Annotated in this window: 8 protein-coding genes and 1 pseudogene; 6 read left to right on the top strand and 3 right to left on the bottom strand. The window is 50.6% G+C overall.

What is annotated here, in order from left to right; translation table 11 throughout:
- The first annotated feature begins 12 nt into the window (after window positions 1–12).
- Window positions 13–4,749, top strand: a complete 4,737-nt coding sequence (locus tag Q0294_RS21290) for a PQQ-binding-like beta-propeller repeat protein (protein WP_299469467.1) — start codon at window positions 13–15, stop codon at window positions 4,747–4,749.
- Window positions 4,750–4,797: 48 nt separating this feature from the next.
- Here the strand turns inward: Q0294_RS21290 and Q0294_RS21285 are convergent, their stop codons facing one another.
- A complete protein-coding gene (locus Q0294_RS21285) occupies window positions 4,798–5,085 on the bottom strand; it encodes a hypothetical protein (protein WP_299469465.1) in 288 nt (95 codons plus the stop codon).
- Between the two features lie 398 nt (window positions 5,086–5,483).
- Between Q0294_RS21285 and Q0294_RS21280 the strand changes: the two genes are divergently transcribed.
- Complete coding sequence (locus Q0294_RS21280; protein ID WP_299469463.1) at window positions 5,484–5,927, top strand: hypothetical protein; 444 nt, start codon at window positions 5,484–5,486, stop codon at window positions 5,925–5,927.
- A 138-nt stretch (window positions 5,928–6,065) separates the two neighbouring features.
- Here Q0294_RS21280 and argJ read toward each other — a convergent pair whose 3' ends face one another.
- Together argJ and argC are read right to left on the bottom strand one after the other, a co-directional pair.
- Window positions 6,066–7,265 carry a bifunctional glutamate N-acetyltransferase/amino-acid acetyltransferase ArgJ gene (gene argJ, locus Q0294_RS21275; protein WP_299469461.1) on the bottom strand — a complete coding sequence of 400 codons (1,200 nt, stop codon included), beginning with the start codon at window positions 7,263–7,265 and terminating at the stop codon, window positions 6,066–6,068.
- Window positions 7,266–7,292: 27 nt separating this feature from the next.
- A complete protein-coding gene (gene argC / locus Q0294_RS21270; RefSeq protein WP_299469459.1) occupies window positions 7,293–8,306 on the bottom strand; it encodes an N-acetyl-gamma-glutamyl-phosphate reductase in 1,014 nt (337 codons plus the stop codon).
- Between the two features lie 517 nt (window positions 8,307–8,823).
- Between argC and Q0294_RS21265 the strand changes: the two genes are divergently transcribed.
- From Q0294_RS21265 to Q0294_RS21250, 4 genes and pseudogenes are all read left to right on the top strand, one after another.
- On the top strand, window positions 8,824–10,047 hold the full coding sequence (locus Q0294_RS21265; protein WP_299469458.1) for a hypothetical protein: 1,224 nt from the start codon (window positions 8,824–8,826) through the stop codon (window positions 10,045–10,047).
- A gap of 87 nt (window positions 10,048–10,134) precedes the next feature.
- Entirely contained in the window at window positions 10,135–11,187 is a 1,053-nt protein-coding gene (locus Q0294_RS21260; RefSeq protein ID WP_299469455.1) for a TIM barrel protein, read from the top strand.
- Window positions 11,188–11,246: 59 nt separating this feature from the next.
- The gene (locus Q0294_RS21255) at window positions 11,247–12,404 is read left to right on the top strand and encodes a Gfo/Idh/MocA family oxidoreductase (protein ID WP_299469453.1); all 1,158 of its coding nucleotides are present in this window, start codon (window positions 11,247–11,249) and stop codon (window positions 12,402–12,404) included.
- A 132-nt stretch (window positions 12,405–12,536) separates the two neighbouring features.
- A pseudogene (locus tag Q0294_RS21250) lies at window positions 12,537–12,645 on the top strand (transcription elongation factor GreA); the annotation flags it as partial.

Here is a 12,645-nt window from a genome sequence, read left to right as displayed (position 1 = left end):
AAGGCTGCGTTGATGCATTCAATCATTCTCACCAGGACTATCGTCCTTATCGTCATAACCTGCCTGGCGCTGTCGGCATCCGTCGATTTGCAGGCGGACGAGAAAGATGGGAAAGAGAAAGCCTTCCAACCCAATGCCCCCCAACAGGCCCCACCTCAAAACCCGTTGAATCCACTGAAGAAAATCATCCAGGGCTGGTTCGGTCAACCCCAGCAGGCCCCCGGACAGCAGGCGGACTCGCCAGCCAGATCGAAAGACCCGGATTATTACCGCTTTCCCCAGGATCTGGAGCAGGAACGCCGATTGAAAAGCGTTCAACGGCTGATCGGTGATCAACAATGGGACGCGGCGCGGGAAAAACTGCAATTGATGCTGGAAAACAGCCTCAATCTCCCGGTCCATGTGGCTGGCGAACGTTCTCTGATTACAGATCGGGAGCTCATTTACCAACTCCTGGAACTCCTGCCTGCCGAACAACGTGAAAAATTCAACCGGCAATATGAGGCGCTGGCAGAAAAACTATTCAATGATGCCCAGTCGAATGACGCTTCTCCTGAAGCCTACGCCGAAATTGCCACTCGCTTTGCCAGCACACCATCCGGCTGGCGATCGATGAATTATCTGACATCCTATCATATGGATCGGGGCGAGTTTGGATTAGCCGAACAATATCAGCAACGACTGCTGAAGTCCCATTCACCGCTTACGGAATCTCCCGAGTGGAAAACTAAAGCGGCTTATATTTATAAACAGACAGGGAAACAGTCACTCATCGCCGAACTATTTCATTCTGCCAGAGATTCTGTGCTGCAAGACAAGCCAGTCAAAATTGGAGGAACCGTCCAAACCCCAAAAAACTGGTTGAATAAACAATCGACTCTCGTGACGGCTTCAAATCTGCTACTGGACGAATGGCCGATGCTGCTTGGCTCGCCCAGCCGCTCCGCACGGGCAAAAAATGCCGACCCATTGCTGATTCCCCGCTGGTCATATCCACTGACATCAAATCATGCGATCCAGTCACAATTAAAGCTGATCCAGGAAGATCTGGTCAGTTCCCGGCACGCCACGATTCCAGCACTCCCGCCGCTGGCGGTCAGCGGAAAAATTGTGTTTCGAACTCTGAAAGGAGTTCAGGTGCTGGATGCTCAGACAGGCACTCCGCTCTGGGAATCTGCTCTGGAAAATTCGCCTGAAGAGTCTTATATCACAACGCAGCTAAAGGGACTCAACACTCCTCAGGCACGTGGTCTGTTTGACGCTGATCAAGAAAGTCAGGCTTTGCCCCCTTATAACGGGACGAATCCGGACTCGCACCCCTTAACCAGCCTGCTCTTCCGAAATGCCAACTGGGGTAGCCAAAGCAGTGATGGCGAGCGTTTATTTATCCTGGAAAGCATGCGGCTGAATTTCGGGTCTTCCGGTTCCATCCGCAATTTCAACCGTTTTCGTCAACGGGGAAATGATCTCGAAGCAAATATCTGGTCATCAAATCAGATTATTGCCTACGACCTGAAAACAGGACAACCGGTCTGGAAAGCGGGGGGAACCAGGTTTGATGAGCCCTTTGACCTGCCTCTCGCTGGAACGTTTTTCTTTGGTGCTCCCACGCCGGCAGGCAACGAATTATATGTTGTCGGGGAACGTGATCGCGAAATCCGTATGTATGCCCTCGACCCGCAAACCGGCGAAGAACGCTGGTCGCAACAGATCGGAAACGCCGACCAGGACGTCGCCCTCGATACAGTCAGGCGCTGGTGGATTGCACCGGTGGCCATCGACCAGGGAGTACTGGTCTGTCCCACAACCATTGGATTACTGACCGCCATCGATCGTCTGAATCACTCGATCCTCTGGTCAACTCAATATGCGGCTGCCGGTTCAAATGATCCCGATCAGCGATTTAATCGCTTCAGCCAGACTCCCTTTGAGCCTCTGAATCAGCGCTGGTGCCCTTCCGCTCCGATCATTACCGGAAACAAGGTGATCTATACCCCCCCCGATGAGGATACTTTGATTTGTCTCGATTTAATCACAGGTTCCCCGTGCTGGGCAAAACGAGCCAAAGAAACATTTCTGTATCTGGCGGGTGTTGTTGAGGATCGTATTCTGCTCGTCGGTTTGAACGGCGTCGCTGCGATTTCACTGACCACTGGAAAAACAATCTGGAACACCGCATTCGAAATATCAGCCGGATCCCCTTCCGGACAGGCCGTGATTGCAGACCAGCATTTGCATATCCCTCTGCAAAGCGGTCAGATCTGGACGCTGGATGTCAACTCGGGAAAAGTCATCAACAAACTGTTCCGCGAAAACCACGATCAGCCCCTGGGCAATCTCTTGATCCACGATGGACAATTTTTGTCTCTCAGTGCAACTGGCCTGATCAGTTTTGAACAAAAACAGACATTCGAAGCACAAATCGAGCGGATCAAACAGCAAAACTCCAAGAGTCCTTTAGCACTTTTGCAGGAATCAAAGCTACTGATGATGAGTCATCACTATCAGGAATCGCTGACGAAACTGCAGCAAATTGACAGCCGACAACTTCCTGCACAACATCAGGATGAATTTCAAACACTGATCGTGAACTGTCTCTCTTCTCTGATTCGGTCTGATTTTCAGAAATATGACCAGCTCGTCGATCAACTGAAACAACGTGTCGGCTCGGACAGCGAACGAACCGAACTCCAAAGATTATTGATTGAACGCTATACTGCCAGACAGCAATTTTCAGATGCACTCGATTTGATACTGGAGCTGGCTGATACTTCCGAAAAAACCTTCTTCCAGACAGCCGCTACTGAAACACAAATCGACGCCTGGATTGCCGGAAAAACCTCTGACCTCTGGAATCTGGCCCGTCCTGACCAGCGCGATCAGCTTACGCAGCAGATCAGTCAAAGAGCACAGCAGGCTTTAAGCTTTGAACAGCGAGATCAGGAGCGATTCATCCAGCAGTTCGGCTTTCACGAAGCCACGATTCCGGTTCTACAAAAAGTCATTGAAACTTCGATGCAATCCGGCCACTTCTATGAAACCGAGCTCTGGCTCTCACGACTGGTCAAATACAAAAAACCGCAACTGGCAGCGCGGGGACTGGCTCGCATGGTGGAACTTTGTCTGAAATTTAATCTGAATCCGGATGCAGAATACTTCCTGGAACAACTCGCAGGATATGACCCGGGATTGATCATCTCAGAGAATCAAACGCTTCAGCAATTTCTGGAACAGAAACAGCAGGCGACTCGCGCCGACGTGGAAAAAATCAAACAGGAAACCTGGCAACCGCAAAACCTGAAACTGATCGTAGCAGGTAGAGCTCCCCACTTTTCCTCCTGGGAATTAGATACCAGTGCTTCCAGTCTCCCTTTCTACCAGACGAGAATGCTGGCTGTGAACCCAAAAGAAAATCGACTGACAATGATCACACCTTACGATAAGCGCATGATCTGGTCGACTCCGCTACGCTCTTCGAATCAGTCGCGGTCATCGGGTTTCAATGAAAGTGAAGTGGTCGGCCATAATGTAATTCTGCAACACCGCGATATGCTGCACCTCTTCGATCTGGTAGGTCAACAACTCATCTGGAGCCAGAAGCTGGAAACGGAACAGACGGACCGATATTACGCCAGCTCATATCGACTGACGCCTGCCCCGCTGGGAACCGAAACAACCCTGGTACATCGACACCACCCCTCCATCGCAATTCGAAATGTCGGTATGATTGCTGCAGCCAACACAGATTACACTTGCTATTACAGCCGTCGCAAAATCGTGCTGATTGACACCAGAACCGGAAAAATACGCTGGACTCATGAAAATGTCGATCAAGATACCAGGGTCCTCGGAGATGACCGCATGATCTATTTTGTCACCCGAGATCGAATCACAAAAAAAATCCTGCGTGTCAGTGATGGCCAACTGGTGGAGCCAGGCAATGCTCGCGACGATCTCCAAAACGCCATCTATCAAAGCGACTCTGGATTTGTCTCGATTACATCACCAGACGAAAAAAAACGCCCCGGACAGAAATCAGGACAGATTTCCGTCTACAGTTTTCACCCGCAGTCTCAAGAACAAAACTGGAACCTGGACTTCCCCCGGGATTCTCAGTTCGGACTGTTTAATCATCACTTTCTGTCTGTTTTGAGTCCCCAGGGAGAAATCGTGATTGTGGATCTGAAAACGGGAAAGAAATCCTCCCTGGAGACTCTCCCGAAAGCAGAACTCAAACAACATAAAAATTTCTATCTGGTCTCCGATGGGAATTTTATTTACTTTTCGAGTCATTCGCAGTCGAGCAATGCGATTTCAGTGAATGTCCCCTCAATTCCCATCAATGGTATGTTATATGTTTTTGATCGCCAGACAGGCAAACGACTTTGGAACCAGGAGTTTCAGAATCAGCATCTGGTTCTGAACGAGCAAAATCCGCTGCCGTTTGTGATGCTTGTCGCTCGAGATCACAAACGTATGGGTAATCGTTCTACCAGCATTCTTCATTTACAAGCCGTGGATCAACAAACGGGAAAAAACCTGCTCAAGTGGGAAGCCCCCATTGAATCCAATATCCGGGCGATCGATGTGGATTACCGACAGAAAATGGTGGAAATTCTCATGTATAATGTAAGAATCCGGCTATACGATGCCGATGAACTAGCTGATCGGAGCTTGAAGCAGACCGATGCCGGTTTGAAATCTGCCCCGAAGAGCCCCTCCCAAAACAATCCCACGGAAAAGAAATAGAAAATCCACTTGCGAAACTGAACGCATCAAAATACAATGGTATAGTTCCTATTTTGCCGATTCTCTCAAAGCTAAAGAGAGTGAGTATGCATCCTGTTTTTGTCCTGTTTCTGATTGTATCTCTGCTCTTGCCGGCCGTTCCGGTTTCGGGCTGTGAGTGCGGCCAGAAACAATCCAGCCTTTCCAACGGCTGTTGTTGCAGTAAATCTGCTTCAAAAGAGACACAAAAACAAAAATCCTGCTGCTGTCAGGCCTCTCAGAAAAGCAACCAGGAGAAAACACCGGGAAAGACTCAGATTCAGTGCCAGAAACAAAGCTGTCACTGTCAGCAGACATTCTCGCAACCGGCGACCCTTGCTTCTGTCAAGTCGACGGAACTGGCACAGCAATTACGCTGCTGTTTTCAATCAATCGATCTGATGTCTGAGCTTGCTCTGTCAGATCGCCCTGCATCTCCACTTACTTTGGAGATGTCTGCCCCTGCTCTATCTTACTCCTCAGGGGAGTTTTGCGCGCACTTCTGTCTCTGGTTGATCTAAACCGCCGCATTTCAAACCGGATTGACCAGATCCGCTTTGCATGGACCAGCCTCTCTTGTCTGAAAACATGCGCCGTTTCCTGTTGGCAAACCAATCGTTATCCACAGGAAATTTGAACGAAAACTACTCTCGGATATATGTTGTTCAAAAATTTTGAAACCCTTAAACACACTTTTTACTTTCAAGGAGAAACCGATGCGTCAAATTTTATCGATCGCAGCTTTACTGGCTGTCGTTGCTTTTGTAGGCCAAACTATTGCCGCCGATGGCGAAGCCAAAGCAGTCTGCCCGGTTGCTGGTAAACCAGCCAACCCTGCTCAGACTGTGGAATACAAAGGGGCAACCATCAGCCTCTGCTGCGGAAACTGCAAAGCAGCTTTCACTAAAAATCCTGCCAAATTCGCAGCCAAAGCAAACCTGCAACTGGTTGCTACCGGGCAGGCTAAACAGGTCAGCTGTCCTTTTGCTGGCAAACCAGTCAATCCTGATCAGTCTGTGACTGTTGCCGGTACCGAAGTCCAGTTCTGCTGTGGTAACTGCAAAGCAAAAGCAGCCAAAGCAGAAGGTGATGATCAAATCAAACTGATCTTCAATGACAAAGCCTTCGACAAAGGTTTTAAAGTCACCGAAAAGAAGTAGTCTATTCGATCTTCCCCCCATGATGCATTTTTGCGGGCCAGCATGATGGGGGGAAGTGATTTGAGATCTGAATTCACGAACCGTGATGGGAGTGGGAGTGTCTTTCGAGGCACTCTCATTCTTTTTATATGCCAACGATTACGTTGTATATTCAGAATTCAGACGCACATATTCCTGCGTCAGATCGCTGGTCCAGAAGACGACAGCTTCCGCTCCAAATGGAAGTTGTATCTGAATCGACACATCGCGATTCTGTCTGATACTGTCGGAAACGATCTTCTCATCGAAGTCGACCGGCAATCCGTTTTCATAAATCAACGTACCATTGATATGCAGCACGATGTCCTGCTCGGTCAGTTTCACACTCGTCCGCCCAGCAGCCGACACAATCCGACCCCAGTTGGGATCGGCGCCGGCGATCGCTGTTTTTACTAATGCATCATTGGCGATGGTCCTGGCAATCTCATGCGCTTCCGATCTCTGGTTCGCGCCAGCAACTTCAATGGTAATGAAATGATCAGCTCCTTCCGCGTCCCGGATAATAGCCTGGCCTAACTGCATGGCGACTTCGTCGATGGCAGTCTGTAACAGGGCGAGTTCCTGCTCAGATAACGCTGCAGATTCCGCCGCACCATTGGACAGCAAAATGACGGTATCACTCGTGCTGGTATGTCCTTCCACCGAAACACAATTGAAGCTGCGATTTACGGCATGCCTCAGCATTTGATCGGTTTGAGCAGCATTGAGCGGCGCATCGGTCATGATCACCGACAACATGGTCGCCATATTGGGAGCAATCATCGCGGCCCCTTTCGCAGCGCCGCTCACGCGCACTGTAGTTCCACCGATTGAAAGTGTGCGGGTGGCCTGCTTGGGAACCGTATCAGTGGTCATCATCCCCCGCGCGGCATTCTCAAAGGCCTGCGAACCAGAATCCAGTTGCCGAATGGCATCGGGAATCCCCTGCTCAATCGGTGGGCGCGAGAGAAAACGGCCGATGATACCTGTCGAACAGACCAGAACTTCTTCATCCTTGACGTCCAAACCATTCGCCACCTGATGAGTCATCCAGCGAGCATCTTCAATTCCCCGATCTCCGGTACAGGCATTGGAATTTCCCGAATTGATAATCACCGCCCGAATCGAATCTGAGGGTACACGTTCGCGGGACACTTTCACCGGTGCGCCACACACCTGATTTGTTGTAAATACTCCAGCCCCACAGCAGGGCGCATCAGAGACGAACAAAGACAGATCAAAAGTCGATTTGTTCTGCTTGATGCCACAAGCCAGACCGGCAGCGCGAAAACCCCGGGGTAAGATCATTTCAGCAGTCAACTGCTTCTCCTCGATGTATAAGAGACCTCAGACGATTAAACCTGTCGTTTCAGGATAACCGGCCATCAAATTAAAATTCTGAACGGCGACTCCCGCAGCGCCTTTGATCAAATTATCGATTGCAGAAAAGACAATCAATTGATCGCCGGCAAACTGCACTGAAATATCACAGTAATTCGTCCCCGAAACGTCTTTGGTCGCGGGAATCCGGTCAATCACCCGCACAAATGGTTTCCCTCGATAAAACGAGCGATAAACCTCCAGCAACTCGTCTCGACTCACAGCCTGCGTCAATCGCGGGTACATGGTCGCCAGAATGCCCCGGTTCATTGGAGTCAGATGCGGCGTGAATACAACCTTGACCTCTTTCCCGCCGACCGTAGTCAACACTTCTTCGATTTCCGGTGTATGACGATGCGTGCCGACACCATAGGCGGTAATACTTTCATTGCATTCGGGATACAGCGTTCCCAGTTTGGGATTACGGCCTGCTCCACTCACGCCACTTTTGGCATCAATGATGATTCCCGTCGGGTCAATCAAACCTCCTGCCAGTAACGGTGCCAGCCCCAGAATCGCAGTGCTGGTATAACATCCCGGATTGGCAATCAGATCGGCAGAGGGAATTTTTTCGGCCCATAATTCGGGGAGACCATATACGGTGCTTCCCAGTCGGGTCGGATCGGTGTGCACATGATGATACCACTTCTCGTAAACGGCAGGATCGTTCAGACGATAGTCGGCACTCAAATCAACCACCCGGCAGCCATCAGCCAGAAGATCGGGAATGACTTCCATACTGGCCACATGCGGGAGTGCACAAAAGACAAAGTCCGCCCGTTCGGAAATCTCAGCCGACGAGAGGGATTCGCACCTCAGATCCAGGCGTCCTTCAAGACACGGATGAATTTCGCTGATATGCGGCGCATCCTCCTGACGCGAAGTCAAAGCGACAATTTCCACATCCGAATTTCGTAACAGAATTTTGATCAACTCAAGGGCCGCATAACCTGTGGCCCCCATAATGGCAACTTTTGTCATTTTTTCCCGATTCGACTATTGTCCAAGTGCAACAAAAGCCAAGCAGGGGCTTCTGCCAGAGGTCATTCAAAACGTACATATCCGGAGCGAATAAGAAGACGACAAGAAATCGCTCCGCAAGGATCGCCCGCTTTCTCTATTTTTGGCCGGATCGTATTCCATAACGGAAACAAACAAAAGCGGACAGCATGCGATAATGCCACAGAAATAGGATCCGGTTCGAATTTTCCGCAAAGACTTCTAGTTTTATAATGATTATTTAGTATTAACAACGTCAACACCCACACAGCAAATGACAGTGATTCTTTCAAATTAAGCTGCAAAATCAATTCGGTTTCCTTTTCAAAAAGATCCTTAAACATCACAATAAAACCATTGATTCAAGTCATTTTTATAGACTGCAATTCAATTTGCCGGTGTTCTGAGTTCCTTACATCAAATGACGATTTTTGTATGTGATCGTCAGGAGCCCAAATGAACACCCACCAGTTCAACACGGAATAAAGAAGAGGAAAGAATGTCTAACGTTGCCAAACTAGCCGCCGATGCGCTGACTGAAGGTGGTGGAATTTTCCGATTGTCTCCTACATGGGTACCCCGATCGTTTCTTCAACCCGGTCGTCGCTTGAAACTGCACCCAGCCGACTACTATGCCCTGGGAACACATCGCGGCGGAATTGATGAACGCTGGTTTGGTTCAACGACGGCTGCCGCTAACGAAGGGGCACCTGACGACGAAGGTTTGAGCTACTGTGCTTTCGGCGGTGAAAAGTTCACCCTCCGCGACGCGATTGCTGAACTGGGAGCCGAAGTGATCGGCGATTCCATCTGGGGCAAATACAATCGCTGGCCCGTTTACTCCAAATTCTTTGACAATATGGGACCGATTCCTCACCACATGCATCAAAACGCCGAGCAGGCAGCCCTGGTTGGACAGGAAGGCAAACCGGAATCGTACTACTTCCCACCCCAGATGAATGCCATTGGCAATAATTTCCCCTACACCTTTATGGGACTGGAACCCGGAACCACTAAGCAGGATGTGATCGACTGCCTGGATCGCTGGAACGATGGCGACAACGGGATTCTTGATCTGTCCAAAGCCTATCGTCTCAAACCGGGCACCGGCTGGCTGATTCCTCCCTGCGTTTTACATGCTCCCGGAAGTCTCGTGACTTATGAGCCGCAGTGGGGCAGCGATGTATTCGGCATGTACCAGTCAATGGTCGAAGGCCGCGCTGTGCCGCGATCACTGCTGACCAAAGACTTCCCTGAAGACAAACACGACGACAACACTTATCTCGTCGAAGCACTCGACTGGGAAGCCAACGTGGATCCCAACTTTAAAGAGAATAACTACCTCGAGCCGATTCCGGTCGCTGATACCGCGGCAGACGGTTATGTCGATCGCTGGATCGTCTATGGTAAAGTCAAAGGCGAGCAGTTATTCACCGCAAAAGAACTGACCGTTGATCCTGGAACGAAAGTGACCATCAAAGATACCGGCGCCTACGGATGGATCACAGTACAGGGAGAAGGCACGATCGGAAAACTGAGACTGCAGACGCCCGCCATGATCCGCTTCGGACAGATGACCGAAGATGAAGTCTTCGTGTCAGAAAAAACGGCACGGGAAGGGGTCACGATTGAGAATACCGGCAGTGAACCACTGGTTTCGCTCCGCTATTTCGGTCCCGGTGCCTGCCCCAGTGCTCCGAACGTCGGTGATTATCGGAAATAAAAAACGATCCGTCACACTGAACTGCCCGAACACTCGGGCAGTTTTTATTTTGATCTTATAGTTCCTGCCAACATGAAGGACCGTCTCATGAGTGATCACACAGCTAATATTTTCCCCAAACTTCATAATGCAGCCTGGCCGGGAGTCGTCGGAAAAGGCCCCGATTCAGAACCCCCAATCGACTTGGATACGATGCTCGATCTGACCGCCGCTGCCGAAGTGGACGGGATCAAATTCGATGGAACCGACCTGTTCCTGTTTGACCCGCACGTCAGCATTGATTCCAGCGATGATGATCTGAAACAACTGGCAGAAAAAGTTCAGTCCCGCAATCTGGTGATCGGCTCAGTCGTAGCGCCTGTCTGGCCTCCGACAGGCGGCGGTTCCGCGATGGGCAGCGAAGAAGAACGCGGTCAGTTTCTGGAACAGGTTCGCAAAGGATGTGGCATCGCTAAAAAACTGCGTGAGCTGGGCGTGCGTCCTTATGGCGTGGTTCGTATCGATTCCGCTGCCGGCGCGGGCGACTGGATCGCTGACCCGGAAGGCAATCAGGCCAAAATCGCAGAAACCTTCAAACAGGCCGCTGATATCGCCGCCGATCATGGCGAGCGTCTGGCTGCGGAAGGCGAAATCTGCTGGGGTGGCATGCATAGTTGGAAACGCATGGTGCAATTACTGGAACTGGTGGATCGCCCTGACGTCCTGGGCTTTCAGGCCGACATGTCACACACGCTGCTGTATCTGATGGGCTACAACGCACCCGAAGACCGCCTGCTTCCGGAAAATTTTGACTGGAACGATGAAGCCACCTTCGATGCCGCTTATAAAACCCTGACTGATGCCCTGCGTCCCTGGACCATTGATTTCCACGTGGCTCAGAACGACGGCACCGTGCATGGTACGGGATCTCACGACAAGACAGGCAGACACTGTCTGCCCAATGACCCCAACGGCAAGCTCGATATCACCAGACGAGCCGGCTACTGGTTACGCGACGAAAGCGGAAACCCCACGAAAAACTTCCAGCACATCTGCTGGGATGGCTGCATGTTTTCGAATGAGGTCATGATGAACCCGCAAACCTGGAATGACATTCTGGCAGCAATGATCAGCGTCAGAGATGCCCACGGCTGGTCGTAATCACTTTTACTACTCTCTCATTTTCAACCTGTTTTTTAAATCTACAAGGAGTCACACCAATGACCAAGCCAGTACGCGTCGGTCTGATCGGCTACGGATTCATGGGACGAACCCACTCCAATGCCTATAGACAAGTCGGCAAATTTTTTGATATCGAACACACTCCCGTTTTGCAGGCCGTCTGTGCCCGCAGCGAAGATAAAGTCAAAGACTTCGCCGAAAACTGGGGCTGGGAATCTTATGAAACCGATTGGCGCAAGCTGATCGAACGGGATGACATCGACCTGATCGATATCACCACCCCTAACAATTCGCACCACGATATCGCCATCGCTGCCGCTGAAGCCGGGAAAATGGTGCTCTGTGAAAAGCCGCTCGCCATGAATACGGCAGAAGCGGTCGCCATGACGGAAGCCATCGAAAAGGCAGGCGTGGCAAACATGGTCTGGTTTAACTACCGTCGCGTTCCCGCCATCACTCTGGCCAAGCAACTGGTTGATGAAAAACGGATCGGACGGCCTTTCCATTACCGGGCCACTTATCTGCAGGACTGGACGATCGCCGAAGATGTCCCTCAAGGGGGAGCCACACTCTGGAGACTGGACGCCAAAGTCGCAGGGAGCGGCGTAACGGGCGATCTGCTGGCGCATTCGATTGATTCCGCCATCTGGCTCAATGGGCCGATCACTTCCGTCTCGGCGGCTACAGAGACGTTTGTCAAAGAACGCGTCCATCAGGAAACCGGTCAAAAAACCAAAGTGGAAATCGATGACGCCTGCATGTTTCTCGCCCGTTTTGCCAATGGGTCAATGGGGACCTTTGAAAGCTCCCGTTATGCCCGCGGACGTAAAAACTTTAACACGTTCGAACTGAATGGCGAAGACGGCTCGGTCTACTTTGATCTGGAAGATCCTCAGATTCTGCAGTATTTTGAATATGCGAATCCCACCACCGGCCAGAAAGTGGAAGATCATCTGACCGGCTGGCGCCGGATTCATGTGACGAACTTTGAGCATCCCTATATGGATCACTGGTGGGTTCCCGGCTGCACGATCGGCTACGAACACACCTTTACGAATGCTCTGGCCGATTTCTTTCAGGGCCTGGATTCCGGTAAGCCGGTCCAGCCTGATTTCCGGGCGGCACTTGAGACCCAAAAAGTCTGCGACGCCGTTCTGCAGAGCGCAAAAGACAAGCAATGGGTCGAAATTGCATAGCATTATCACAGGGAAATCTGTTATAATGTGGGCATAACAAGCCTTTGTAAAAACGGGCGACAATCAAAGTCGTCCGTTTTTGCTATATATTGAATTACACAAATTGATGCTTCAGAACCGGGAGTCAAACTGATGGACCGTCATCCAATTTCACAAGAAGGATACGATAAGCTGCGCGAAGAAATTCGTTTTCTCGAAAACGAAAGAATGCCTGAAATCGTAGAGGGGATTGCAGAGGCAC

The organism is uncultured Gimesia sp. (assembly GCF_937919775.1).
In the GTDB taxonomy this organism is placed as follows: Bacteria; Planctomycetota; Planctomycetia; order Planctomycetales; family Planctomycetaceae; genus Gimesia.
The sequence above is the reverse complement of the archived record's forward strand: the minus strand, read 5'-3'. Positions and strand labels throughout refer to the sequence as shown.

What these genes read in the sequence shown, in the direction of transcription:
- Q0294_RS21290 (WP_299469467.1), top strand. Translation starts at nt 13, where the DNA reads ATGCATTCAATCATTCTCACCAGGACTATCGTCCTTATCGTCATAACC.
- Q0294_RS21285 (WP_299469465.1), bottom strand. Translation starts at nt 5,085, where the DNA reads ATGTCTGCTGACAGTGACAGCTTTGTTTCTGGCACTGAATCTGAGTCT.
- Q0294_RS21280 (WP_299469463.1), top strand. Translation starts at nt 5,484, where the DNA reads ATGCGTCAAATTTTATCGATCGCAGCTTTACTGGCTGTCGTTGCTTTT.
- argC (WP_299469459.1), bottom strand. Translation starts at nt 8,306, where the DNA reads ATGACAAAAGTTGCCATTATGGGGGCCACAGGTTATGCGGCCCTTGAG.
- Q0294_RS21265 (WP_299469458.1), top strand. Translation starts at nt 8,824, where the DNA reads ATGTCTAACGTTGCCAAACTAGCCGCCGATGCGCTGACTGAAGGTGGT.
- Q0294_RS21260 (WP_299469455.1), top strand. Translation starts at nt 10,135, where the DNA reads ATGAGTGATCACACAGCTAATATTTTCCCCAAACTTCATAATGCAGCC.
- Q0294_RS21255 (WP_299469453.1), top strand. Translation starts at nt 11,247, where the DNA reads ATGACCAAGCCAGTACGCGTCGGTCTGATCGGCTACGGATTCATGGGA.